This is a genomic window from Tardiphaga sp. GW822-FHT04G09 (genome assembly GCF_058800725.1).
The window spans coordinates 80,283-105,854 of the sequence record NZ_JBXAMO010000006.1 but is presented as its reverse complement, the minus strand read 5'-3'; the positions used below and the strand labels follow the sequence as shown (position 1 = coordinate 105,854).

Below are 25,572 nucleotides of genomic sequence, written 5' to 3'. Positions count from 1 at the left end.
GAACATGACCGCCACCACCAGCGCCCAGCGCGGCAAGATGGTCAACGGCTTCGACCCCGCGACGGCCACCGGCCTCACCGAAGAGAGCCGCAAGCTCGTCGCGCGCCGCAGCGATCTGCTCGGCCCAGCTTACCGGTTGTTCTACAGCAACCCGGTCGAGGTCGCGCGCGCCAAAGGCGTGCTGCTCTATGACTCCGAGGGCAACGAATATCTCGATGCCTATAACAACGTGGTGTCGGTCGGCCATTGCCATCCGCGCGTGGTCGATGCGATCACCCAGCAGGCGCAGACCATCTGCACCCATACGCGTTACATCCAGAAGGGCATTCTCGATTACGCCGAGGACCTGCTCGGCACGTTCGACGGGCCGAAGCGGCATGTGATGTTCACCTGCACCGGTTCGGAAGCCAATGATCTCGCCGTCCGCATGGCCAAGCATCACACCGGCAATCAGGGCATCATCATCACCGAGGAGGCCTATCACGGCAATTCGGAGCTGACCGCCGGCTTCTCGCCATCGCTCGGGCCCTATTCGCCGCTCGGCACCTATGTGCGCCGCGTGCCCGCGCCGGATTCCTATCGCATCGCGCCGGAAAAGATCGGTGCGTGGATGGCCGAGAAAGTGTCCGAGCAGATCGTTGACCTGCAGCGCCGCGGCGTTGGTGTCGCCGCCTTCATCGCGGATTCGATGTTCTCGTCCGACGGCATCTTCTCGCATCCGACGGACGTGCTGAAGCCGGTGCTTGATGTCGTGCACAAGGCCGGCGGCGTGTTCATCGCCGACGAAGTGCAATCCGGCTTCGGCCGCAGCGGCGAAAAACTGTGGGGCTATCAGCGCCACGGCATCACGCCGGATATCATCACCATGGGCAAGCCGATGGGCAACGGCTATCCCGTCGCGGCTGCTGTGATGCTGCCGGAGATCGTCGAGAAATTCGGTCGCGACAACCGCTACTTCAATACGTTCGGCGGCAATACCGTGGCGATGGCGGCCGCGCAGGCGGTGCTGAACGTCATTCGCGACGAGAAGCTGGTCGAGAACTCGCTCCGCACCGGCAAGGTCCTGCGCGACGGCTTCCATGCGCTGGCGAAGAAATACGAGCAGATCGGTGACGTCCGCGGCTCCGGCCTCTATATCGGCGTTGAACTCGTGAAGGATCGCAGCACCAGGGAACCGGATGCTGCGGCTGCATCGGCCGTGGTCAATGGTCTCCGCGCGCGTCGGGTGCTGATTTCGGCGACTGGTCCTCATGCCAATGTACTGAAGGTTCGCCCGCCGCTGGTGTTCACCGAAGCCCATGCGGACCGTCTCCTCACCGAGGCGGAAGCCGTGATGGCGACGCTCTGAGATGTCGCGGATCGATGCCATCGCGCGGGTCAACGCGCAGTTCACCTCCGGCGAGTTTCTCGGGATGCTCGACCGCATGGTGGGCTACAAGACCGAAAGCCAGAGCGACAAGCGCGGCGATGAGCTGCGCGCCTATCTCGAACAGGAATTGACGCCGGCCTTCACGGCGCTCGGCTTCACGACCAAGCTGGTCCGTTCACCGAGCGGCAAGGGACCGTGTCTGCTCGCCGACTATCGCGAGAGCGCGGATCTGCCGACCGTGCTGATGTATGGCCATGGCGACGTGGTCGGCGGTATGGAAGGCGAGTGGCGGGATGGTCTCGATCCATGGCGCTGCACGACGGTTGGCGAGCGCGTCTATGGCCGCGGCACCGCGGACAACAAGGGCCAGCATGCGATCAACATCGCGGCTCTCCGCGCGGTGCATGAGGCGCGCGGCGGCAAGCTGGGCTTCAATGCAAAATTCATTATCGAGATGGGTGAAGAGATCGGCTCGCCCGATCTTCCGACAATCTGCGATGCGCATCGCGACGAGCTGAAGGCCGACCTGTTCCTCGCCTCCGATGGCCCGCGTCTTTCCGCCGAGCGCCCGACGATCTTTCTCGGCTGCCGCGGTGGTCGCCGCATTCATCTCGATATTGAACTGCGCGAGGGCGCGCATCACTCCGGCAACTGGGGCGGCCTGCTGGCCAATCCCGCGACGATCCTGGCGTCGGCCATCGCGACGCTGGTCGACAAGAACGGTCGTATCCTGCTCGATGCGCTGAAGCCGCCGCGGGTCTCCAATGCGATCCGCGCGGCGCTGGCCGATGTGATCGTCGCGCCGACCGCCGATGAACCTTCGATCTCGGAGAACTGGGGCGAAGACGGTCTGTCGCCAGCCGAGCGGCTCTATGCGTGGAATACGCTGGAAGTGCTGGCCATCAATGCCGGTAATATCAACAATCCCGCCAATGCCATTCCGGGCAAGGCAAGCGCGGTGCTGCAGCTACGCTTTGTCGTGGGCACCGATATCGAAAACGTCGTGCCGGCGATCGAGAAGCATCTCGCGGCCAACGGCTTCGGCGATATCAAGGTGAGCCAGTCACAGTATTTCTCGGCGTCACGCACCGATATCGATAATCCATGGGTCGGCTGGGCGGTGGAGTCCGTGCGCAAGACGACGGGGAAGGCGCCGGCGCTGCTGCCGAATTTCGGCGGCTCGCTGCCGAACGATGTGTTCACGGATATTCTGGGCTTGCCCACCGTGTGGGTGCCGCATTCCTATCCGGGCTGCTCGCAGCATGCGCCCGATGAACACATTCTTCTGCCGGTGACGGTAGAAGCGTTGAACATCATGGCGGGGTTGTTCTGGGATCTGGGTGAGGCGCCTGTGCGGGCGTAGCGTTTTTTCACTCGTCATTCCGGGTTCGCGATCGCCAAGTGGCGCTCGCGCCCCGGAATGACAGTTGATCTCAATCCTGCACAAATGCCAGCAGCACGCCGTTGCCCTTGCTCGGCGGCACGACGACGCCGACATCGCTGCGGCTGCCGGCTGAACCGATCACCTTCTCGGCCGCTGCAACATCAGCAACGCCGAATACCAGTGCAATGCCGCCGCGGTCCGGAATGCCGGCCAGCGATGTGCCGGGGAAGTGCTTGGCGAGCACGTCCTTCGTGACGAACACGAAGTCCGCGCGGTCGCCGCCTGACGGCACGGTCACGGCCCCATCGGCTTCGGTGCGTGGAGCGCCGTCGATCAGCTTCGCCATGTGCTGCGCGTCCTTCTCCGGCTCAGGCGTGACGATGAACACCTTCTTCAGGCGCTTCGCCGTATTGGCATGGACCTGCAGTTCGGGAATCCACACCGTCTCGCGGGTCTTGTGCTGGCAGGCGAAGATGCGCAGGCCGCCCGGGGCTTCCTCATAGGGCCACTGATAGGTGGCGAATTTCGCTGCGCTCTGCGTGCCGTCCGGCATTGTCACCGGGCGTTCGAAATCGGTCGGACCGATCGGCGTATAGCCGCGCGCGCGGATTTCCTCGGCGCCGACGGTGGCGTCGGTGGTGGTGAAGGCGATGCGTTCGATGCCGTCGCCGCGCTTGGCGAGAAACGCCCGCGTCGGCGCATTGTGCTCGGTCTCGTTGAGCACGCCGAGCAGCTCCACATAGTCCGGGCCGAGCATCATGGTGTAATTGCCCGAGCCCATCTTGGCGCTGTGGGTGCCGCGCGGCGAGACGGTGAAGCCGAGGCTCTTCCAGTTCGCGGCGGCCGCGTCGAGGTCTTTCACGACGACCACGGCGTGGTCGATTCCAACGATGTTTTTCAGCGTCACGTGCTCATTACCTTGCAATGGATCAGGCGCGTAAACTATGCAGAATGCAGGGGTGCCGCAAGAGAACGGTTATGTCCGGTTGCGCGGCGCAACGCATGATTGATGCTGCAGAAAGGCGTGACGATGGATACCGCAAATGTGCCCTGGCCGAAGTCGCTGTGGGCCGGCGTCACGCCTCCGGGGCCGGACTTGCCCGAGCTGACAGGCCCGGTCGAGGCCGATGTGGTCGTCATCGGCGGCGGTTTCACGGGGCTCTCGACGGCGTTGCATCTGCGCGAAGCCGGTGTCGACGTTGCGGTCATCGAGGCGGTGGAGCCGGGCTGGGGCGCCTCGGGGCGCAATAACGGCCAGGTGATCCCGACGCTGTCGCGGCCCGATCCTGAAGACATTATCAAGCGCTATGGCGCCGCCGGCGAGCGTCTCGTCGGGCTGATCCGCGACAGCGCCTCGATCCTGTTCGATCTGACGCGCCGCTATCAGATTCAGGCCGAGGCTGAGCAGAACGGCTGGATTCAGCCGGTGCATTCGCCCGGCCGCATCAAGATCGCCGAACGGCGCGTGCGCCAATGGTCGAAGCATGGCGCGCCGGTGGAGCTGCTCTCGCGCGAGCAGATGCGCACGCTGCTTGGCTCTGACGCATGGTTCGGCGGCTTCTGGAACAGGACCGGCGGCCACATCAATCCGCTGGCGCTGGCCCGGGGGCTCGCACGCGTGGTGCTGGAGCAGGGCGGCCGCATCTATGCGCGCTCGCCGGTGGAGAGTTACGAGCGCAAGGGCGATCGCTGGATCGTCAAGACGAAGAACGGCGAGGTTCGCGCGCGCAGCCTGGTCGTCGCCACCAATGCCTATACCGGCGAATTTTCCAGGCAACTCTCCCCGGTTATCGCCAGTGAGGTGATGCCGGTGCTGTCCTGGCAGATGGCGACGCAACCGTTGTCGGACGAGGCGCGCAAGACCATCATCCCCGGCCGGCAGTCGATGTCCGATACCCATGGCGAGCTCTATTTCGCGCGCTACGATGCGCGCAATCGTCTGGTCACCGGCGGCAATGTGGTCGGGCTCGGCGACAAGACGGAGCGGTTGAAGGTGATGGTGGCCGAGCGGTTGAAGCGGCTGTGGCCTGTTATCGGCGATGTCCAGTTCGACTATGTCTGGAACGGCTATGTCGGTATGACCACGGATTTCCTGCCGCGCATGCACAAGCTTGGGCAGAATGCCTATGGCTGGACCGGCTGCAACGGCCGCGGCGTCGCGTTGTCGGTGGCGCTCGGCGATGAATTCTCGAAGGTGGTGCGCGGCGTGCCGGAGAGCGAGCTGGCGCTGCCTTTCTCCGAGCCGGTGCCGATCGCGGCACACGGGCTGATGCGCCTGCTCGCGCCCTTCATGCTGCTGGTCTATCGGCGTCGCGATGCGAAGGAGATGGCGTAGCGGACGCCACACACTCAGCCCTCATCCTGAGGAGCCGCGCAGCGGCGTCTCGAAGGATGGGCGCGAGCTCGGAACCTAGCCATCTCATGGTTCGAGACGCGCGCAAGTGCGCGCTCCTCACCATGAGGGATGGAGCTACACCGTCACCGGCTTCCGGCTGCGCGCGAAATCGCCGCCGGGGATCGAGGCCAGCAGGGCCTGCGTATAGGCATGCTGCGGATTGCCGAAGACCTCGCCGGCCAATCCGTGCTCGACCACTTCGCCGTCCTTCATGACAGCGACAAGATCGCAGATCTGCGCGGCAACGCGCAGATCGTGCGTGATGAAGACGATGGAGAGGCCGAGTCGCTCGCGCAGCTCGTGCAGCATTGTCAGCACCTGCGCCTGCACGGAGACGTCGAGCGCGGACACGGCTTCATCCGCCACCAGCACAGCCGGCTTCAGCGCGAGCGCACGTGCAAGGCCGATACGCTGGCGCTGGCCGCCGGAGAATTCATGCGGGAAGCGATCGATGGCCGAGGGATCGAGACCGACCAGCCTGAACAGTTCTTTCGCATTCGCCACGGCTTCGGCGCGTGGTGTGCCGTGCACGATCGGCCCCTGTGCCACGAGATCGCCGGCCTTGCGGCGCGGATTGAGCGAAGCGAACGGATCCTGAAACACCATCTGGATATGCTTGGTCTCGTGGCGCACCTCGTCGCGTGTGAGCTTCGCCCAGTCCTTGCCTTCCAGCACGATCGCGCCGCCATCGGGATCGATCAGCCTGATGATGCAGCGCGCCAGCGTCGATTTGCCCGAACCTGACTCGCCGACAATGCCCAGCGTCGCGCCACGCGGCAGTTGCAGCGACACGGACTTCACCGCATGGGTCACGCGCACGCCGCGGCCGAGGAAGCCGCCATTGCGATAGGTCTTCGAGACATCGGCGAGATCGAGGATGATATCCTCTGAAAGCGCTCGCGGCGGCGGCGCCGTCAGCGGCGGCACGGCGGCGATCAGTTGCTGCGTATAGGGATGCTGCGGATCGGTCAGCACATCCTTCACGGCGCCTTGCTCGACGACATTGCCGTGCTGCATCACCACGACGCGGTCGGCGATCTCGGCAACCACGCCGAAATCGTGGGTGATGAACAGCACTGCCGTATTCCGGCGGGTCTGCAGTTCCTTGATCAGCTTGAGGATTTGCGCCTGCGTGGTGACGTCGAGCGCGGTAGTCGGCTCATCCGCGATCAGGAGGCGCGGATCGAGTGCCAGCGCCATGGCGATCATCGCGCGCTGGCGCTGGCCGCCGGAAAGTTCGTGCGGATAGGCGCGCGCCGCCTGTGCGGGATCGGGAATGTGCACGTCGGCAAGCAGCGCCAGCACGCGCGCCTTGATCTCGGCCTTCGAGAGTTCGGTATGGATCTCGAACATCTCGCCGATCTGGTCGCCGATGGTGCGCAGCGGATTGAGCGCCGTCATCGGCTCCTGGAAGATCATCGCGATCCCGGCGCCGCGCACCTTGCGCATCTCGGCATTGCTGGCGCTGGCGAGATCCTTGCCCTCGAACAGCACGCGGCCGCCATCGATCGCGACTTCGCCGGGCAGCAGTCGCATGATGGCGTTGGCCATGACAGACTTGCCGGAGCCGGATTCGCCGACCACGCAGACGATCTCGTTGGCGTTGATGGCGAGCGAGACGCCGTTCAGTGCATGCGAGCGGTCGGCGCCTTTCGGTAGCTTCACGCTCAGGCCTTCAATGGTGAGGATCGTGTTGTCCGCGGCGCTCATCGGCTTTTCAGTCTCGGATTGAGCGCATCATTGAGGCCCTGGCCGACCAGCGACACCGCCAGCACCGTGAGCAGGATGGCGATGCCGGGGATTGCGGAGACATACCACTGCACGCGCAGCACATCGCGGCCAAGGCCGATGAGATTGCCCCATGATGCGACATTGGGATCGGACAGGCGCAGGAAGGCGAGCGCGCTTTCCAGCAGGATCGACACGGCCATCACCACGCTGGCATAGACGATCACCGGCGGCAGGGCATTGGGCAGGATCTCGCCCAGAATGAGCTGAATGTCCTTCATCCCCAGCGTGCGTCCGGCCTGGACGAATTCACGGCTGCGCAGCGACATGAATTCCGCCCGCGTCAATCGCGCCGGCGCGGGCCATGAGACGATGCCGACGGCGATGGTGACGGTGGTGAGCGTCGAGCCGAATACGGCGACCAGCACCAGGAGCAGCACGAAATTCGGCAGGGTCTGGAACGCTTCGGTGATGCGCATCAAGACCGTGTCGACCCAGCCGCCATAATAGCCGGCAAAGGCGCCGATCAGCACGCCGATGACCACGGCGATCACAGTTGCGACGCCGCCGATCAGCAGCGAGATGCGCGCGCCGTAGAAAATCTGCGCGGCGATGTCGCGGCCGGAATTGTCGGTGCCGAGCAGAAAACGCGGATTGGAGAACGGCCAGATCAGCGGCCGGCCGGCCAGCGCCAGCGGATCGCGCGGATAGATCCAGCTCGCGGTGATGGCCATCGCGATGACTATCAGCAACAGCAGCAGGCCGACCACGGCGGCCGGGCTGCGGAAATAGCGTTTGATCGCGTCCATCATCTCACGCCTCCGCCTGAATGCGCGGATCGAGCCGGGCATAGAGCAGGTCGACGAGGAAGTTGACGAGGATCACGAGAAGCGCCGAGACGAAGACGATGCCGAGCAGCGTGTTGAGATCGCGCTGCACGACGGACTCATAGGCGAGACGCCCGAGACCGGGCAGAGAGAACACGCTCTCCACGACGACGGAGCCGCCGAGCATGGTGCCGGCCTGCAGACCGATCAGCGTCACCATCGGCAGCAGGGCATTGCGCAGCACATGGCGGACCACCACGCGGGTCTCGTCGAGGCCCTTGGCGCGTGCGGTGCGGACGAAATCGAGATTGAGCACTTCCAGCATCGAGGCGCGCATGATGCGGAGATAAATGGCGAGAAAGATCAGCCCCAGGGTCAAGGTCGGCAGGATCAGATGCTGCGCGATGTCGATGGTGCGGCCAAATCCGGTCTGCACGGCGCCGATATCCTCGAAGCCGCCGGCCGGCAGCCATTGCAGATAGATCGAGAACACCACGATGGCCATCAACCCGAACCAGAATGACGGTGTGGCGTAGAACACCAGGCCGAGGGTGGAGATCAGCGTGTCCGGCCATTTGTTGACGCCGCGTGCGGCAATGACGCCGAACAGCAGGCCGAAGAAAAACGCGAAGGAGAGCGACGCGGTCATCAGCAGGATCGTCGGCGGCAGGCGTTCGATGATCACGGTGGCGACCGGCTTGCCATAGATCGAGGAGAAGCCGAGATCGAGGCGGATCAGCCGCCACAGATAGTTGCCAAGCTGCATGGGAATCGAAAGGTCGAGCCCGTAGAACTTGCGCAGCTCGCGCGCGGTTGCGGCATCGCCGCCGCCCATCTGCGCCATCATGGCGTCGACCGTGTCTCCCGGTGCGAATTGCAGCAGCAGGAACACGCCGATCAGGATCAGGAACAAAGTGGGGATCGAGGCGGCGAGACGCCGCCCCGCAAGGCTCAGGATGCGCATCTGGCTATTGTGGCGAAGTTTGGCTCAGGCGGAAAGCCAAAGATCGTGCCAGCTCGACGATCCCCAGCGCGGCGTGTTGGAATGGTTACGCGCCTTGGCCGTGATCACCGTGACGAAGATCTGCTCGATCGGCATCCATACCGGCAGTTCGGTATTGGCTTCCTTGACGAAGGTCGCATAGAGCGCCTTGCGCTTCACGGGATCGATTTCGGTGGCGGCGTCGTCGATCACCTTGTCAATGGCGTCGTTCTTCCAGTCCCACTGGTTGGTCCAGGGTGCACCCTTCGGCTGGCCCGAGCGATACCAGACCGTGGTCGAGACGGCGGGGTCGTTGCGATACTGATGCCAGCCGGTTGAGAGGTCGAAGGCGTGGTCGTCATAGACCTGCTTCAGGAAGCCGCCGCCATCGTTGCGGACGATCTCGACGGGAATGCCGACTTCGCCCAGCGACTGCTGGATGAAAGTCGCCCACAGCGAGATGTCCTCGCCCCAGGGCGCGGGCAGCAGGCGCAGCGAGAAGCGGGTGCCGCCGGCGCCTGCCTTGAAGCCGGCCTCGTCGAGCAGCGCGATCGCCTTCTTCTTGTCGTAGGGATATTGCGGCGTGTCCGGGCCCGGATAGAAGTCGGTGGAGACCGAGGGGATCGGACCGGTGCCGAGCTTGGCGAAATCGCCGAGGAAGTTCTCGATGAAGAACGGCACATTGATCGCATGGGCGATGGCGCGGCGGACGCGGATATCCGCCAGCTCCTTGCGGCGGAAATTGAACTCGATGGTGTTGGTGCGTGCGTTGCCTTCATTGCCCTTGGTGGAGACGATGAAGCGCTTGTCCTTGGAGAGCCGTGCGGTGTCGGAAATCGTCAGGCCGGTGAACGGGCTGTACTGGATGTCGCCGGCTTCCATCTGTGCGGCGGCCGCGGCGCGGTCGGTGACGACCTTCCAGACGACGCGGTCGAGATAGGGCGCGTTGGGGCGCCAGTAATTCTCGTTGCGGTCGGCGATGATGTACTGGCCGCGCTCGTATTTGTTGAACTTGAACGGGCCAGTGCCCACGGGGGCGAGATTGACCGGGTTCTGCCGGATGTCGCTGCTGCCCTCATAGAGGTGCTTGGCCGAAATATAGCCGAGGTCCGGCAGGGCGCGCAGCAGCAGGCCGAGCGGCATCGGCCGCTCATATTTGAAGATCGCGGTCTGCGCGTCCGGGGTTTCCACCGCGGTGAGGAACAGCTGCAGGGTCGATCCGTAATTCAGGATCTTCTTCCACATGTTCATGGCAGTGAATTCGACGTCGGCCGACGTGAACGGCTTGCCGTCGTGCCAGGTCACGCCCTTGCGCAGCTTGAAGGTGATGGTCTTGCCGTCCGGGGTGGATTCCCAGCTCTCCGCGAGTACGCCGACCGGCTGGCCATTGGCGTCGAGATCGACCAGCGCTTCCTGGATCTTGCCGCCGATGATGTAGACGCCGGTCGAGGCCTGAATGCTGGGGTTGAGCTGACGCTGCTCTGCACCGTAATGGACATTGAACACGCCGCCCTTCTTGGGCGTTTCCTGCGCGAAGGCGCGCAGCGGGTTCGCGACATTGGCGGCAATGGCGGCGGAGGTCAGCAGCGCCGTGCGGCGCGTCATTTCCAGGCGGGTCATGGTGTCGAAGTCTCCTGCGTCGTGCCTGCGCAGACGGAACCGGCGCATAGCCCGCGCAACCTACGGCACAAGGCCGGAGGGAGTCATTCTCTAATCCTCCGGGGGAGGGAGAATTCTTGCAGAACCAAGGTGTTCCCTGGCATGAATGCTGCGCCCGATTGTTAGGCAGGCAAGCTATCCGGCTAAGCAAATTCCCGGTTTATCGGGGCTTCTAACGCCTGCCCATTCGGCTCGAAGCGAGGGCCGGGACCTGATACAAGCCTTGATGCATTTCTCGCAGATGTCTTGACCACTCGAATCCGGATGATCCCATGCGCAAGCTGACCGTCGCCGCCGCCCAATTGGGCCCGATCCAGAAAGCCGAAAGCCGCGAGGCCGTGGTCGAGCGCATGCTGGTGCTGCTGGACGAAGCGAGGGGGAAGGGCGCCGATCTGATCGTCTATCCGGAGTTGGCGCTGACGACTTTCTTCCCGCGCTGGTACATGACCGACCAGAAGGAAGTCGACACCTGGTTCGAGTCGGAGATGCCGAACGCCGCGACGCAGCCGCTGTTCGATGCTGCCGCCAAAGCCAATATCGCGCTGTCCATCGGCTACGCCGAACTGACGCCGGACGGCCATCACTTCAACACCCAGATCCTCACCGACAAGACCGGCAAGATCGTCGGCAAATATCGCAAGGTGCATCTGCCCGGCCATGTGGAATTCGATACCGAGCGTGCCTTTCAGCATCTGGAGAAGCGCTATTTCGAGCCGGGCGATCTCGGCTTTCCCGTGTTCCGCGCGCTGGGCGGCATCTTTGGCATGATGGTCTGCAACGACCGCCGCTGGCCGGAATCCTACCGCGTGATGGGCCTGCAGGGCGTCGAGATGATCGTGCTCGGCTACAACACGCCGTCGGTGAATTCGCAGAAGTCGGACGAGGGTCCGGAGCAGCGCCTGTTCCACAATCGCCTGTCGGTGCAGGCCGGCGCCTATCAGAATTCGACTTTCGTGGTCGCTGTCGCCAAGGCCGGCGATGAAGACGGTCATCCCCTGATCGGCGGCTCGCTGATCGTCGATCCCAATGGCATCATCCTCGCCGAGGCCAGGACCGAAGGCGACGAACTTCTGGTGTGCACCGTCGATCTCGACGACACAAAGTTCGGCAAGGACACCATCTTCGACTTCAAGCGCCATCGGCGCATCGAGCATTACGGCCGCATTACCTCGCAGACCGGTGTGGTGTTGCCGCCGGAGTGAAACGACGCTCTTAAATCGACGAGAGGCGCTGACCTAACCTCTCCCCGCATCTGTGCGGGGAGAGGTCGCCGCGTCTTCGCGGCGGGTGAGGGGCGGTTCACCGCAGTCGCGTTCGTGTCGGATTCTCGTGTCGCTCACTGAGCGGTGCATTGCTGCCGAGTTTCAGTCGAGATTCGTGCCTCGCCCCTCACCCCACCCCTCTCCCCGCGCAAGAGCGGGGAGAGGGAGCTCACTGCCGGAGCTCAAACCTACTGAAACATCACCGTGCCGATGGCCATGCTCACTGCGGCCTGTGTCGGATCGATCACCGGAATGCCCAGCGCATCCTCGAGCGCGCTGCGATGGCGCGACATGCCGGCGCAGCCCATGACAACGGCATTGGCGCCGTCTTCGTCCTTCAACTGGCGGCCGACCTTGATCATGCGCGCCAGCGTGTCGTCGCCGGAAGCCGCTTCCGCCACGGTCATGTTGAGCGGACGCTCGCCCGCGAGGCGATCCATCAGGCACATCTGGCGGAGATAACGCATGTGGCGGCCGATCGAGCCCTGCGCCACGGCGATGACGCCGAAACGGTCGCCACGTGACAACGCGGTCAGCACGCCGGATTCGGCGATGCCGAACACCGGGCGTTGCGTTGCCTCGCGGCAGACATGCAGGCCGGGATCGGAATAGCAGGCGATGACGAAGGCATCGGCCGAATTGTCCGCGGCGACCAGCCGGCGCAACGGCATGACGGCACTTTCCAGATCGGCCTGCGTCTGTACGCCCAATGGTCCTTCCGCCAGCGTGACGCATTCGATCTCGGGCCCGGCATCGAACATGACCGGTTGCAACGCCTCCGCGAGATTGCGCGTCACCTGCGGATTGCTGTTCGGATTGACCACCAGAATCTTCTTGCGAGGCTGCATGTCAGGCTCCTTGTCAGGACAGCAGTATTGCCGGAAAGTGTTGGGCGTCAAAGCCTGTAAAATGTTCGAATATCCGGAGTTCTGCCCTTGTCCGATCCCGTCTACGATCTCGTGATCCGCGGTGGCACCGTCGCCACATCGAGCGACGTGTTTGCCGCCGATGTCGGTATTGCCGGTGAAACCATCGTGGCCCTGGGCAGCGGGCTCGCAGCCGGCAAGAAAGAGATCGATGCAACAGGCAAGCTGGTTCTGCCCGGCGGTGTCGATGCCCATGCCCATATCGAGCAGCTCTCCGCCGCGGGCATCATGAATGCCGACACCTTCGAGAGCGCGACGCGGTCCGCGGCCTTCGGCGGCACCACCAGCGTGATCTCCTTTGCCGCCCAGCATGTCGGCATGGATGTGCAGGAGGTCGTCAGCGATTACACGGCGCTGGCGAAGAAGGGCGCGATGATCGACTACGCCTTCCACATCATCGTGTCGGACGTCACCGACAAGGTGATCGCCGAGGATATTCCGGCGCTGGTGAAGCAGGGCCATTCCTCGATCAAGATCTTCATGACCTATGACCGGCTCAAGGTCGATGACGAGAAGCTGCTGGATATCCTCGCGGCCGCGCGCGAGGCCAAAGCACTGGTCTGCGTTCACGCGGAAAACCACGGCGTCATTGCGTGGATGGTGAAGCGGCTGATCGACAAGGGCTACACCGCGCCGAAATATCACGCCGTCAGCCATGCGCGCGTCTCGGAATCCGAGGCCTTCACGCGGCTGATCGCGTTCAGCGAATTGCTCGACCAGCCGGTGATGATCTTCCACGTCTCGACCCGCGAAGGCGCCGCCGTGATTCGCGAGGCGCGCGGCCGCGGCGTCAAGATCTTCGCCGAGACCTGCCCGCAATATCTGTTCCTCACCGCCGGGGACATGGACAAGCCCGGCGCCGAAGGCGCGAAGTGGATGTGCAGCCCGCCGGCGCGCACGACCGACGATCAGGAAGCGCTGTGGCACGCGCTGGCCCTCGGCGATCTGCAACTGATCTCGTCGGATCACGCGCCCTATCGCTATGACGAGACCGGCAAGCTGCGCGCCGGCCCGAACCCGACATTCAAGCAGGTCGCCAACGGTTTGCCTGGCCTCGAAGTGCGCCTGCCGCTGCTGTTCGATGCCATGGTGTCGAAAGGTCGCCTCGGCCTGTCCAAATTCGTCGAGCTGACATCGACCGCGCCGGCGCAGATCTACAACCTGCCGAAGAAGGGCTCCATCGCCATCGGCAACGATGCCGACATCGCGATCTGGGATCCCGCGCGCAAGGTGATGCTATCAGATGAGATGATGCACGATCTCGCCGGCTTCTCGCCGTTCTCCGGCCGCACCGTCACCGGCTGGCCCGAGAAGGTGCTGCTGCGTGGCCGTGTCCTTGTCGATGGCGACATCTTCGCCAGCAAGCCGGGCGAGGGACGCCTGATGCTGCGCGAAGGCGGCAAGGCGGCCGCGCCATCGGGCAGGCTTGCTGCCGAGATGGACCCGGCGAAGAATTTTGGCGCGAAGCTGCTGTGATGACAAACACGCTCGATCCCAATCTGCCGGCCTTCGCAGATATTCAGACGCCTGCTCTGGTGCTGGATGCGTCTGCGCTTCAACGCAACATCCAGGGGATGGCAGAATTTGCCAAATCGAACGGCATCGCATTGCGCCCGCATGCCAAGACGCACAAGTCGACACGCATCGCGCAGATGCAGATCGAAGCCGGCGCTGTCGGAATTTCCTGCGCCACGGTGGCCGAGATGGAGGCCTTCGCGAAGGCCGGCATTCCCGGCTTGCTGCTGACGACGCCTGTTGCCGATCGGCCGAAGCTCGCACGCCTCGCGGCCATTGCCGATGACACCGACATCAGCATTGTGGTCGATCACGCCGACCAGATCCATGTGCTGCATGACTTGCTCGATACGGACAGCCGTCCGCTGCAGGTCTTGATCGATATCGATGTCGGCCAGCGCCGCACCGGCGTGGTGGATACGGCCGCGACGCTGGCTCTGGCGCAATTGATCGAGGCCACGCCGGGCATGACATTCGGCGGCATTCAGGGCTTTGCGGGGCATGTGCAGCACATGATCGACTCGCAGGAGCGCAGGGCAGGCGCCGCGCGCGTGCGCGCCATGCTCGACGAGCATCTGCATGTACTGGCGGAAGCCGGCATCAAGGCGGCGATCGTCACCGGCAGCGGCACGGGCGCCTGCGCCTATGATACCACGGGCACCTTTACGGAACTGCAGGTCGGTTCCTACGTGTTCATGGATTCTGATTACGGCAGGCTGGAGCACGAGGGCGGTGCGCTGCCTTACGATCCAAGCCTGTTCATTCTCGCCACGGTGACATCGGTCAATCGTGCCGGCGAATTCACCGTCGATGCCGGCGTCAAGGCGATGGCCTTCAACGGGCCGGTGCCGTCGCTGATGTTAGGCGTGCCGGAAGGTTCGACCTATCGCTTCGGCGGCGATGAGCACGGCATGATCACCGTGCCGCCGGGTGCGGAGGCGCCGAAACTCGGCAGCCGCGTGCTGCTGCTGACCACGCATTGCGATCCGACGGTGAACCTGCATGCGAGCTATCAGGTGGTCGGGCACAATAACGGTATCGAGAGCTGGCCGGTGCTGGCGCGGTATGGGGCGTAGCCCCGGGCTGTCATTCCGGGTTCGCGTTCGGCTAGCGCCGCCCACGCCCCGGAACGACAAGTGAGGGCCTAATGCCCCCCGCCCAGAAACGCTTCCGACAATGTCGGATCGTTGATCAGCGCCTGCGCCGTCCCTGACGTCACCACGCGCCCGGTCTCCAGCAGATAGGCCCGGTCGACGATCTTCAGCGTCTGCCGCGCCTTCTGCTCCACCAGCAGCACCGTGAGGCCTTCGTCGCGGAACTGGGCGATCATCTTGAACAGCGTGTCGGTCATCAGCGGCGCGAGGCCGAGCGACGGCTCGTCGAGCAGCAGCAGCTTCGGCTTCGACAGCAATGCGCGGCCGATGGCCAGCATCTGCTGTTCGCCGCCGGAGAGAAGACTGGCGAGACCGTCGCGGCGCTTGCCGAGGATCGGGAAGCGCTCCAGCATCTTTTCCACATCGGCCATCGCCGCGGACTTGTCGCTGCGCGTGTAGATGCCCATCAGCAGGTTTTCATGCACCGTCATGCGCGCGAGAATGCCGCGGCCTTCCGGCACCAGCGCGATGCCGCGGCGGAGGTTCTTCTCGGCGGCATTGGGCGCGAGCTTGTCGCCCTGATAGGTGATGTCGCCCTGGAACGGCAGCAGCCCGGCGATGGACCGCGCAATCGTGCTCTTGCCGGCACCGTTGGCGCCCAGCAGCGCGACGATCTCGCCCTGCTTGATGTCGAGATCGACGCCGCGCACGGCGGTGATGGCGCCGTAGCGGACCTGCAAGCCCCGGATCGTGAGCATCAGTTGTCCTTTCCGAGATAGGCGTCGAGGACGACGGGATTGGCGCGCACGTCCTCGGGCTTGCCTTCGGCGATCAGCACGCCGAAATCGAGGACATAGAGATAGTCGCAGAGCCGCATCACGAAATTCATGTCGTGTTCGATCAGGAGAATGGTGAGGCCGGTGTCGCGCAAGCGGATCATCAGTTCGCGGATTTCCTCGGCCTCGTCATGGTTCATGCCGGCAACGGGCTCGTCGAGCAGCAGCAGCTTCGGCCTGGCGGTGACGGCGCGCGCCATCTCCACCTTGCGCTGGATGCCGTAAGGCAGGGATTTCGCCGGGCGGTCGCGCAGTTCGGTGAGACCGAAGAACGCCATCACCTCTTCGGCACGGGCCTGCGCCGCCGGATTGGCCCAAGCGATCGGCAGCAGACGCCGCCACGCGCTTTCGCTGTGCGGCTGCGCCACCAGCAGATGCTCCCAGACCGTCATGCTGCCGAACAGCCGGATGTTCTGGAAGGTGCGGGCGATGCCCTCGCGCACGATGCGATAGGACGGCCACTGCGTGACGTCGACGCCCTTGAGTTTGACTTCGCCGGCATCGGCGCGATAGGCGCCGGTGATGGTATTGAACAAGGTCGTCTTGCCGGCGCCGTTGGGGCCGATCACGCCGACGATCTTGCCTTCCGGCACCTCGCAGACCATGCCGGACAGCGCATGGATGCCGCCGAACGTCTTGGTGACGCCGGTGAGTTGAAGCAGCGTGTTGCTCATGCTGCGGCCCTCCGGAAGGTGAGTGTTCGGATCAGCGAACGATCAAGAATGCCCTGACGCCGGACCAGCAGCACGACGATCAGCAGCGTACCGAAGGCGGCGAGGCGCCAGTCGGCGATCGGGCGCAGGAATTCAGGCAGGAACACCAGAAGAAGCGAACCGACCAGCGAGCCCGGCCCGACGGTGGAGCCGCCGAGGATCACGGCCAGCACGAATTCGATCGAGCGATCGAAGCCGAAATTGGCCGGCTCGATATAGACATTGTGATGGGCGAACAATCCGCCGGAGATGGCGGCCACGGCTGCGCCGACGCCGAAGGCGACGATCTTGGTCACGGTGGTATTGAGGCCGATCAGGCCGGCGGCCGTCTCGTCGTCATGCACCGCCTGCATTTCCAGCCAGACGCGCGAGCGTTCCAGCAGCATCACGGCGATCAGGATGCCGCCGGCCCACAGCCAGACATAGCCGACCGAAATGTGCTGCATGCCGCGATAGCCGCCGGAGCCGCCCATGGCGTCGAAATTGAGGAAGAAGCTGCGCACCATTTCGCCGAAGCCGACGGTGGCCATTGCGAGATAGATGCCCTTCAGGCGCAGCGCCGGGAAGGCGACGATCGCGCCGATGATGCCGGCAACGATGGCCGAGATCACAAGGGCGAGCGTCAGCGGCACATTCAGCGCGACGGTGAGATACGACGACAGATACGCGCCGATTCCCATGAAGGCGCCGTTGCCGAGCGAGAGCTGGCCGGTGGCGAGGATGATATAGACGCTGAGTGCGCCGAGCAGGAGGATACCGGACTCGGCGAGCAGGCTTGCATAATAGGTCGACATCAGACGCGCTGCCCCTGATCGGATCGCGCACCGCCGAGCAGGCCCTGCGGACGCAGCAACAAAATCAAAATCATGAAGCCGTAGACGACGAAGTCGCGGACCTGCGAACCGCCGTAAGCGACAGTCAGCACTTCGGCGATGCCGATCAGCGGACCCGCGACCAGCGCGCCCCAGATCTGGCGCGTGCCGCCGATCACCATCACGGCGATGGCCTTGAGGCCGATCTCGACGCCGAGATAGGGCGTGATGGTGCCGTAGTGCAGGGCGATCAACACGCCGGCGACACCGGCGAGCGAGCCAGACAGGATGAAGGCCAGCATGGTCAGGCGGTCGGCGGATACGCCCAGGATGCGTGCGACTTCGCGATTCTCGGCGACGGCGCGCAGCGCGCGGCCCATCGGGGTCTTCTGGACGATGAAGGCGACGAGTGCCACCAGCACGACAGTGGCGATGAGGACGATGAGCTGCATCTCGCCGATATTGACCGGGCCGAGCGTATACTGCTTGCCGAAATATTCGTCGGGGAGCTGGGCTGGATCCGAGCCCCAAATGTTGGTGGCGACGTTCTGCAGGATGATCGAGAAACCCAGCGTCGATAGCATTGGCGTGACCAACGGCGCATCGCGCAGCGGCTGGTAGCCGATCTTCTCGATCACGATGGCGATCATGGCCGCGCCGGTCATGCCGCCGAGCACGGCGACGGGCAGCGGAAAGCCTGCCTGGATCAGTGTGAAACCGAGATAGCCGCCGATCATGAACAGTTCGGCAATCGCAAGATTGAGAATGCCGAGAATGCCCATCACGAGCGAGAACGACAGCGCCAGAAGCGTATAAACCGCTCCGAGCGTCAGTCCGTTGACGAGTTGCTGTATCAGCATGGGGATCGCAATCGTTAAATCAGGTGGTCGTCATCACGACTGCGGCCGGGAAGACTTCCCGGCCGCAGCGGCGTGAATGGTATGAAAGATCAGCAGGCCGGATGGTTCGGCGCCGAGCTGCAGCCCTTGACCTTGGTGTCCCAGGTGCCGTTCTGACCCTGCAGCACGTAGAAGGCCTTGATCGCGTCGCCCTCGTCATTGAAGCCGATCGGGCCGCCGAGACCGGCGAAGCCTTCGAGCTTGGCGAGATGATCGCGGATCTTGGTGCGGTCGGCTTCGAGATCGGCCGGCTTGCCGGTGACACCGGCCTTCTTGATCGCGTCGATATACATCGAGACGATCTCGTAGATGTTGGCGTCATACATGCTGGGCTCGATATCCTTCGGCAGGCCCGATTCCTTGCGCAGCAGCGGCGTCAGTGTTGCCGTGAATTTCTCGGGGGCCGGGCCCTTCATGGTGGCGTAGAAGGTTGCGGGCGCAATCACCGGGATTTCCGGCGCAGCCTTGAGAATCGCCGAGGAGATCAACTGGGTGGCGCCGACGACCGGCTTGATCAGACCCTGGCGCTTCATTTCGCGCAGCACGGTGATGGCCTGGCTGTAATCGGCGCTGACAACGACGCCGTCGGGGTTCAGGGCCTTCAGCTTGGTGACCTGTGCGGACACGTCGAGGTCGCCGGTGTTGAACGACAGCAGATCGTTCTCGTTGGCGATGGTGATGTCGTTGGCCTTCAGCACGGCCGGCATGATCGCCTTGCCGACGGTGGAAGCCGTGGCATCCTTGGCGTCGAAGATCACGGCGACGGTCTTGATGTTGAAGGCCTTCTTGTAGAAAGGCACGGTGGTCTTGGCGAGAACGCCTTCGTCGATGGTGTTACGGAAAGCCCACGGACGGTTGAGCTTCGCCACGCCCGGCTTCGAGGAGGCCTGCGAGGTGGAGACCACCTTCATCTCATTGGCGACCGGGAAGGTCACTTCGGCGGCGCTCGAGGTCAGCGGGCCGGCCACGGCGAGAACCTTTTCGTCGCCGGCCAGCTTGCGCAGCGAGCTTGCGGCCTGCGCCGGCTTAGCGGCGTCGTCGAGGATCGTGATCTTCAGCTTCGCGCCATTGATGCCGCCGGCATCGTTGGTCTGCTGTTCCAGCATCTTCAGCGTCACGGTGTTGCTGCGGCCCCATTCGGCAAACGGGCCGCTCGACGGCACCACGGCGCCGATGGCGATCTCCTGCGCGACAGCCTGGCCGCCAACCATGGCCGACAGCGTAACGGCAGCAACTGTGCCCAATACGCGCGGCAAATTCGATTTGATCCGTGACATCGACGATCGTCCTCTTTGCTGATGCTTTTGCTGCAGTGATCCGCAGCATAATCCAGATAAAGATTTCTATGCACGCCATGTGCCATTGCCGGCCGTGACGGCCGAATGACAGCGTTGGGCGGATCGTCCAATAAATTTGAAGCTTTGACAATCGCCATTGTGAGTATCTTTATAAAATAGTTCTCTTAAGAAGCTATTTTATGCGGCAGTGCAGCCCGGAAATGCAGCAATCTGCTGCTGGCGGGAATGCGCGCAACTGCCTGTTTCACGGGTGTTTGGGTGTTGCGGGCGCGTTGCGGCCGATTCCCGTCCCGCTCCTGGGCGGGCAGGGGCCGCACGCACGGGTGCCGTTTTGTCGCAGCAGTGGGGTGAGCCCGTAGGATGGGTAGAGCGCAGCGAAACCCATCGATTCCAATGCGGGTGATTGGTGGGTTTCGCGAAGACGCTCTACCCACCCTACACCATGACAAGCTGTCTATTGCAGGCCTGATTCAACCCTTGCGCGACTTGCCGCGCTTGGCGACGGCGATCGATTGCGCTTCGGGGGAGAGCTGCTTCACATTGGTATCGGCAAGATAACGCTGCAGCGCAATGGCGCGGTCGCTGGAATCGACGAGCCGCTGCACCATCTCCAGCAACTGGTGGAATTCCCGGGCGCCGAGGCAACCGAACTGGACATCGTTCACCTGCGCCTGAGTCGGCGCGAGCCGCTCCAGCAATTCGGCGCCATGGGGCGTCACCACCAGGCTGATGCGGCGGCGATCGCCGGTATGCGAGGTCTTGGTGATCAGCCCCTTGGTCTCGAGCTTGTTGGTGACGGTGGTGACAAAGGCGCCGCTGAGATGCAGGTGATCGGCCACGGCGCGCACATGGACGTCGCCTTGCGCCGACAGATGCCGGATCGAGATCAGGGTCGTGTATTCGATGCCGGCGAGGCCGATGACGGCGGCATGGCCTTCGCGCAAGGTCTGATGGCGGACCAGAAACCCGAACAGGCTGTGCACGAGGCGGCGGAATTGGGCGTCCGAGCCATCCACAAGCAGCTCCGGGCGGGACACCGTAAGTGCAGCGCGGGGCGCCGGCCGGCCCGTGGCAGGCTTCTTGCCGATCTCCTTGGTAACTGACTTGCTGGTGACTGACTTGCCGGTCGGTGTGGAGCGCGCTGCGGATTTGGCCACGTGATGATTCCATGCATCAAACTTGCCCGAGCTTGGCGGCTTCGTGCGGTAATTGCAATCACGACGAACGATGCAAGGTGCCAATGCCACAGGTCCGCTTGACAACAGATTCAAAATAGCTTCGGATGATAGCTATTAATGAAGGTGACCGGCGCGGGGCCGGCAGCAGGTGACGGAGAAGAGTGATGAACAAGGCATTTGGATCCGGGACGGCAGTTGCCGGCGTCAAGAACGGCGCCGACCATGTCGCCGCCGTGCGCGACGGCCGCGCGGTCTATCTCGACGGCAAGAAGGTCGACGACGTCTCGACCCATCCCGCCTATCGCCATGCGGTCGCCTCGGCCGGCGCGCTGTACGACTATCAGGCCGACCCCGCCAATAGCGAGCGTATGACCTTCGACATCGGCGGCGGCCGCCGGGTCAATCGCGCCTGGCAATTGCCGAAGAGCTACGCGGAGCTGGTCGAGCGCCGCAAGGCGCTGGTGGAATGGGCCGAACTGTCCGGCGGTTTCCTCGGCCGCTCGCCCGATCACGTGGCCTCATCCATGTCCGGCATGATGATGGGCATCGAGGTGTTCGACAATTACGATCCGAAACGCGCGCAGGCGTTCCGCGACTGGTATGACTATGCCCGCAAGAGCGACCTGTTCCTGACCTATGTGATCAACAACGTGCAGGGCGATCGCTCCAAGGCGTTCGGCGATCAGGGCAAGAATGCGCAGGACATGGTGGCGCGCATCGTCGACGAGGATGCGTCGGGCATCACCATCCGCGGCGCAAAACTGTTCGCCACGTCCGCCATCATGGCCAACGAGATCTTCGTCGGCTCCGGCCAGCCGCTGCGGCCGGGCGAAGAGCATCTCGCCTTCTCATGCGCGCTGCCGATGGAGACCAAAGGTCTCAAGATGCTGTCGCGCAAGAGCTTTGAGGCGCATGCGCCGAACGAATACGACAACCCGCTGGCCTATCGCTATGACGAGAACGATGCGCTGGTGTTCTTCGACGACGTCAAGGTGTCATGGGAGCGCGTGTTCCTGCTGCGCAACACCGACATGTGCCGGGCCCAGCTCCATGACACGCCGGCCCATGTGTATCAGAACTATCAGGCGCAGATCCGCCTGTCGGTGAAGCTGCGCTTCCTGGTCGGGCTCGCGCGCGGCATCGCCAGGACCATCGGCACCATCAACTTCCCGCCGGTGGTGGATGTGCTCGGCAAGCTCGCCTCGCAGGCAGCATTGATCGAGGGCATGGTGCTCGGCATGGAAGCCGGCGGCGCGATGCGCGGCGAGTATTTCCTGCCCAACAAGCATCTGCTCTATGCGGCGCAGGTGCAGTCGCAGGAGATGTATCCGCAGATCATCAGCACGATCCGTGAACTCGCTGGCGGCGCACTGCTGATGCTGCCGTCCTCGGTGGATGATTTCAGCAATCCGGAAATCGCTGATATTATCGGGCTGACCCAGATCTCGCCGGCAATGTCCGGCCAGGACCGCGTCAAGCTGCTGAAGCTGACCTGGGACGCCGTCGGCTCCGAATTCGCCTCGCGCCATCTGCAATATGAGATGTTCTATGCCGGCGCCCAGTTCGTCACCCGCGGCCACAGCTACCGCACCTATGACTGGGAGCGGGCGGCGGGTATGGCCGAGACGATGACCGCGAAATACGATCTGCCGGAATTCAAGGGCAGCAACTAAAGCGCAGTCGCGTCCCTAACCTCTCCCCGCATCTTGCGCGGGGAGAGGTCGCGCGCTTCTTGCGCGCGGGTGAGGGGCGGCGCGCCACACTATCCTACGCCAATGCTTTCACGGTTCGCTTGCTGCAGAGTGCGCGAGGCCGAAGTTAAGTTGTCGTGTGTGCCTCGCCCCTCACCCCAACCCTCTTCGCGTGCAGAACGGGGAGGGGGCTACAGCGCGCTTCGCTTCTATTGGTTAACTCAATCAATGCGCCGCGGCGCCTGAAAAATCCCGCGGCAATCTCGTCTCCGCCACGCGCACGCTCCGCATACCCGCCGGCGTATTGCGGCTGCGGCCGACAAACCGAGGAATGCCATGGGTGATCACCGCGCTCACCGCCGGCACATCGCCATTGCGGAGTGCCGAGAGCGCGTCATCCTGCGAGCCGCCCGCGCAGGCGTCGATCAGCACCACGTCGGCATCCTTGCCGGTTTTCAGGAATCCGCTGTTCAGCCGGTAGACCATGGCATTGTTGCCGGTGGCCGCCGCAATCGCCTGTTCCGGCGGCATGTGGCCCAGGCTCGCGAGATGGCTGATGGTGTAGAACATGCCGAGCGGCATGATCCCGCTGCCGGTCGGTGTGTCGGTCGCGATCAGCAGGCGCTCCGGCTGTTTGGCTTCGTCGAGCAGTTTCGCCGTCAGCAATGCGGTGCGCAGATTGCCCGCGGTGCAGAGCTGCAGCGCGATGTCGCTTTCGTTCACGAGCCGCGCGAAGCCGGCTTCGGGCATCGCCACCGGTCCGCCATTGACGTGGAACGAGACGCTCGGATTCGATTTCAGCACATGCTCGGCCCAGATGCCGGACGAACCGGGGATCGACGAGCCGCCGGTATGCATGGTGGTGACCATGCCGAGCTTGCGTGCCGCTTGCATCAGCGGCGCATAGTCATACGGCGTGTCGAACGCACCGAAGCCGGCTTTCGCAAGCCACAATCCGGCCTCCACCAGTTCTTCCAGATCGGCTTCGGTCAGGCCGGGCTCGAGGATGATCGAGCCGGCATGCACGCGCATGCCGCCGGGACGATAGTCGAGGAAACAGGCGCGTGCGGCCAGCGCCAGCGCCTTCACGCCGGCGGGATCCTTGGGACGTCCGGGGACGTGCACTTCCGATGCGGTGATGGACGTCGTCGTGCCGCCATGCACATAGCTTTCGAGATAGCCGACCACGCGCTGCCGCGGCGTGTAATCGCCGAAGGTGATGTGCACATGGCTGTCGATCAGTCCGGGAATCGCCGTCGTCCCGGCGGCGTCGATCACCACATCGGCGGCGGAGACCTGCTCCGATGACAGCGTGCCGATCGCGCTGATGCGCCCGTCCTGCATCAGGATGCCGTCGCCACTGGCGAACGGCGCCTTGAGATCACCGGTGACGATGGTGCCGATATTGACGATGGCCGTTTTCATATCCGTCTCCGCAATCCCAAGACCGTCCAAGGCCGCACAAAGCTGCAGCCTAGCGCAAGCCGTCCTTGCCGCCGATATCCCTGGCATTCAACCCGCCGACCCGCGCATTGAGCCGCCCGCGATTGGCGAGGCAGACGATCAGTGCAACTTCGTCAGCCGCCGGCGCATCCGGTGGCAGCGTCACCGAGACGCCGTCATAGTGGGAGCGGACATAGAGCGCGTCCTTGTGCGCGAGGGGAACGTCGATCAGGCAGCCGGGAGCGGCGAGCTTGGTGAAGGAGGGGATCCAGGCTTCGGCGCCGCCCACGGCCTCGCGCAGCGGCGTGGCGAAAGTCGTGGTCAGCATCGCATTGGCATGTTCAAGCTCGCCGCCGAGGCCGACGACGCCGCCCTTGCCGTAGCTCTCGACCTTGTACGATCCCATCGCCTCGACGGCGAGCTTCGCCAGCACGGCGCCGACCTCGACGCTGGCGGCGATCGCGTCGGACAGATCCTCGACATAGCGTCCGGCATAGGGATTGGCGACGATGGCCACGGCGGCGACGCGCCGCAAGGGCTGGTCATGCCGGTGGCCGGCCTCGACCTCCTTGTGGTCGGTGAAAGAGAGCAGGCGCCTGATATCGAGTTTCATGATGTTCTCCCGTCAGATTTGGCGCCGATCCTGACGCAGTAAATGCATTTGATCAATAGCTTCGTTTAGAAGGTATGCGGAATCGCTTGACGAAGCAGGGGGCGCCAGCCAATTCTGTAGCGGATCGTTCACTAGGAAGCGGTATGTCTCGTTCCAAGGTTGCGCCGCTCTCCAAGACGCCGGCATTGCGTAGATCCGGCAAGGCTGTTGCCAAGCCGGAGGCCAAACCGATCGCAAAGCTGGCCGGCAAGAGCGCGGTCAAGGCAAAACTTCCGGCGCCGGCGCTGACCACGTCGCGCAAGGCGCTGCTGGTCGATGGCTCCGACCACGCATTCCGGCAACTCGTGCACACATTGCTGGCGTTCCTCGCGCGACACGAGACCGTGCGTGAGGGGCATGCCGCCGCGATCGGCCTGGCCGGAATCGAATACACCGTGCTGATCTCGGTCAAGTATCTGGCCGCTGAAGGCGACGTCAGCGTGCGCGAGCTCGCGGCGCATCTGCATCTCAGCGGCGCTTTCGTCACCACCGTCTCCAACAAGCTGCAGCAGATGGGCCTGCTCGACAAGCTCGTGGACCCCGCGGATCGCAGGCGCCTGCGTCTCACGGTGACACAGGCCGGCGAGGCGCTGCTGGCGAGCCTCAATCCGACCCAGCGCCAGGTCAATGACGTGCAGTTCGATTGCCTCAGCGCAGACGAATTTCATCAATTGCTCGGCAGTGTCGAGCGCCTCGTCGAATCCAGCGAACGTGCCATCGCCCTGCAGCGCTATCTGCAGCCGCGCGGTCTGGACACGTCGGTACCGGCGGATGATGGCACCAAACCGGCACGCCGCAAGAAGATAATCTGACATCCTCGCGCATGGCCCGAATTCTGTGGTGTTGGTCTGACCGGCGCCCAGCGGGCGATTGAATCGCATGCGGCGACATGAGACATAATGCCACTCA

22 protein-coding genes are annotated in these 25,572 nt (G+C 63.8%); 8 read left to right on the top strand and 14 right to left on the bottom strand.

Features of this window, described 5'->3' with window-relative positions; all coding sequences use genetic code 11:
- The first annotated feature begins 4 nt into the window (after nt 1-4).
- Both AC1RLZ_RS13335 and AC1RLZ_RS13330 read left to right on the top strand, forming a co-directional pair.
- Entirely contained in the window at nt 5-1,348 is a 1,344-nt protein-coding gene (locus AC1RLZ_RS13335) for an aspartate aminotransferase family protein (protein ID WP_493189014.1), read from the top strand.
- A 1-nt stretch (nt 1,349) separates the two neighbouring features.
- On the top strand, nt 1,350-2,732 hold the full coding sequence (locus AC1RLZ_RS13330; protein ID WP_493189013.1) for a M20 family metallopeptidase: 1,383 nt from the start codon (nt 1,350-1,352) through the stop codon (nt 2,730-2,732).
- Between the two features lie 70 nt (nt 2,733-2,802).
- Here AC1RLZ_RS13330 and AC1RLZ_RS13325 read toward each other — a convergent pair whose 3' ends face one another.
- The gene (locus tag AC1RLZ_RS13325; RefSeq protein ID WP_493189012.1) at nt 2,803-3,660 is read right to left on the bottom strand and encodes a VOC family protein; all 858 of its coding nucleotides are present in this window, start codon (nt 3,658-3,660) and stop codon (nt 2,803-2,805) included.
- 123 nt (nt 3,661-3,783) lie between these two features.
- Here AC1RLZ_RS13325 and AC1RLZ_RS13320 point away from each other — a divergent pair, with 123 nt between their 5' ends.
- Entirely contained in the window at nt 3,784-5,088 is a 1,305-nt protein-coding gene (locus tag AC1RLZ_RS13320) for an NAD(P)/FAD-dependent oxidoreductase (RefSeq protein ID WP_493189011.1), read from the top strand.
- A gap of 135 nt (nt 5,089-5,223) precedes the next feature.
- Here the strand turns inward: AC1RLZ_RS13320 and AC1RLZ_RS13315 are convergent, their stop codons facing one another.
- The 4 genes from AC1RLZ_RS13315 to AC1RLZ_RS13300 are packed head-to-tail and all read right to left on the bottom strand — an operon-like array spanning nt 5,224 to nt 10,305.
- Nucleotides 5,224-6,858 carry an ABC transporter ATP-binding protein gene (locus AC1RLZ_RS13315; protein WP_493189010.1) on the bottom strand — a complete coding sequence of 545 codons (1,635 nt, stop codon included), beginning with the start codon at nt 6,856-6,858 and terminating at the stop codon, nt 5,224-5,226.
- Complete coding sequence (locus AC1RLZ_RS13310) at nt 6,855-7,685, bottom strand: ABC transporter permease (protein ID WP_493189136.1); 831 nt, start codon at nt 7,683-7,685, stop codon at nt 6,855-6,857. Before AC1RLZ_RS13310 ends, AC1RLZ_RS13315 begins: the two co-directional genes overlap by 4 nt.
- Nucleotides 7,686-7,689: 4 nt before the next feature.
- Nucleotides 7,690-8,667: an ABC transporter permease gene (locus AC1RLZ_RS13305; protein ID WP_371424744.1), complete on the bottom strand. Its 978-nt coding sequence runs from the start codon at nt 8,665-8,667 to the stop codon at nt 7,690-7,692.
- Between the two features lie 24 nt (nt 8,668-8,691).
- A complete protein-coding gene (locus AC1RLZ_RS13300; RefSeq protein WP_493189009.1) occupies nt 8,692-10,305 on the bottom strand; it encodes an ABC transporter substrate-binding protein in 1,614 nt (537 codons plus the stop codon).
- A 311-nt stretch (nt 10,306-10,616) separates the two neighbouring features.
- Here AC1RLZ_RS13300 and AC1RLZ_RS13295 point away from each other — a divergent pair, with 311 nt between their 5' ends.
- Entirely contained in the window at nt 10,617-11,546 is a 930-nt protein-coding gene (locus AC1RLZ_RS13295) for an N-carbamoyl-D-amino-acid hydrolase (protein ID WP_493189008.1), read from the top strand.
- Between the two features lie 248 nt (nt 11,547-11,794).
- On the opposite strand, the gene AC1RLZ_RS13290 is transcribed toward AC1RLZ_RS13295, so the two are convergent.
- The gene (locus AC1RLZ_RS13290) at nt 11,795-12,454 is read right to left on the bottom strand and encodes an aspartate/glutamate racemase family protein (RefSeq protein WP_493189007.1); all 660 of its coding nucleotides are present in this window, start codon (nt 12,452-12,454) and stop codon (nt 11,795-11,797) included.
- An 87-nt stretch (nt 12,455-12,541) separates the two neighbouring features.
- On the opposite strand from AC1RLZ_RS13290, the gene hydA reads away from it, so the two are divergent.
- Together hydA and AC1RLZ_RS13280 are read left to right on the top strand one after the other, a co-directional pair.
- Nucleotides 12,542-14,008: a dihydropyrimidinase gene (gene hydA, locus AC1RLZ_RS13285; protein WP_493189006.1), complete on the top strand. Its 1,467-nt coding sequence runs from the start codon at nt 12,542-12,544 to the stop codon at nt 14,006-14,008.
- Nucleotides 14,008-15,123 (top strand): DSD1 family PLP-dependent enzyme, encoded by a 1,116-nt coding sequence (locus tag AC1RLZ_RS13280; protein ID WP_493189005.1) that lies wholly within the window; start codon nt 14,008-14,010, stop codon nt 15,121-15,123. The genes hydA and AC1RLZ_RS13280 overlap by 1 nt, the downstream gene beginning before the upstream one ends.
- Before the next feature lie 68 nt (nt 15,124-15,191).
- On the opposite strand, the gene AC1RLZ_RS13275 is transcribed toward AC1RLZ_RS13280, so the two are convergent.
- From AC1RLZ_RS13275 to AC1RLZ_RS13250, 6 genes are all read right to left on the bottom strand, one after another.
- Nucleotides 15,192-15,899 (bottom strand): ABC transporter ATP-binding protein, encoded by a 708-nt coding sequence (locus tag AC1RLZ_RS13275; protein WP_493189004.1) that lies wholly within the window; start codon nt 15,897-15,899, stop codon nt 15,192-15,194.
- The gene (locus tag AC1RLZ_RS13270; protein ID WP_493189003.1) at nt 15,899-16,651 is read right to left on the bottom strand and encodes an ABC transporter ATP-binding protein; all 753 of its coding nucleotides are present in this window, start codon (nt 16,649-16,651) and stop codon (nt 15,899-15,901) included. Before AC1RLZ_RS13270 ends, AC1RLZ_RS13275 begins: the two co-directional genes overlap by 1 nt.
- Entirely contained in the window at nt 16,648-17,484 is an 837-nt protein-coding gene (locus AC1RLZ_RS13265; protein WP_493189002.1) for a branched-chain amino acid ABC transporter permease, read from the bottom strand. The genes AC1RLZ_RS13270 and AC1RLZ_RS13265 overlap by 4 nt, the downstream gene beginning before the upstream one ends.
- On the bottom strand, nt 17,484-18,362 hold the full coding sequence (locus AC1RLZ_RS13260; protein WP_371424735.1) for a branched-chain amino acid ABC transporter permease: 879 nt from the start codon (nt 18,360-18,362) through the stop codon (nt 17,484-17,486). Before AC1RLZ_RS13260 ends, AC1RLZ_RS13265 begins: the two co-directional genes overlap by 1 nt.
- Nucleotides 18,363-18,451: 89 nt before the next feature.
- Complete coding sequence (locus AC1RLZ_RS13255) at nt 18,452-19,678, bottom strand: ABC transporter substrate-binding protein (protein ID WP_493189001.1); 1,227 nt, start codon at nt 19,676-19,678, stop codon at nt 18,452-18,454.
- Between the two features lie 491 nt (nt 19,679-20,169).
- On the bottom strand, nt 20,170-20,856 hold the full coding sequence (locus AC1RLZ_RS13250; protein ID WP_493189000.1) for a MarR family winged helix-turn-helix transcriptional regulator: 687 nt from the start codon (nt 20,854-20,856) through the stop codon (nt 20,170-20,172).
- A 185-nt stretch (nt 20,857-21,041) separates the two neighbouring features.
- Between AC1RLZ_RS13250 and AC1RLZ_RS13245 the strand changes: the two genes are divergently transcribed.
- Nucleotides 21,042-22,550 carry a 4-hydroxyphenylacetate 3-hydroxylase family protein gene (locus AC1RLZ_RS13245; RefSeq protein ID WP_493188999.1) on the top strand — a complete coding sequence of 503 codons (1,509 nt, stop codon included), beginning with the start codon at nt 21,042-21,044 and terminating at the stop codon, nt 22,548-22,550.
- 243 nt (nt 22,551-22,793) lie between these two features.
- On the opposite strand, the gene AC1RLZ_RS13240 is transcribed toward AC1RLZ_RS13245, so the two are convergent.
- Both AC1RLZ_RS13240 and AC1RLZ_RS13235 read right to left on the bottom strand, forming a co-directional pair.
- The gene (locus AC1RLZ_RS13240) at nt 22,794-23,993 is read right to left on the bottom strand and encodes an amidohydrolase family protein (protein ID WP_493188998.1); all 1,200 of its coding nucleotides are present in this window, start codon (nt 23,991-23,993) and stop codon (nt 22,794-22,796) included.
- Between the two features lie 49 nt (nt 23,994-24,042).
- Nucleotides 24,043-24,624, bottom strand: a complete 582-nt coding sequence (locus AC1RLZ_RS13235; protein ID WP_493188997.1) for an amino acid synthesis family protein — start codon at nt 24,622-24,624, stop codon at nt 24,043-24,045.
- Between the two features lie 143 nt (nt 24,625-24,767).
- On the opposite strand from AC1RLZ_RS13235, the gene AC1RLZ_RS13230 reads away from it, so the two are divergent.
- Complete coding sequence (locus AC1RLZ_RS13230) at nt 24,768-25,475, top strand: MarR family winged helix-turn-helix transcriptional regulator (protein WP_493188996.1); 708 nt, start codon at nt 24,768-24,770, stop codon at nt 25,473-25,475.
- Nucleotides 25,476-25,572: the final 97 nt, after the last annotated feature.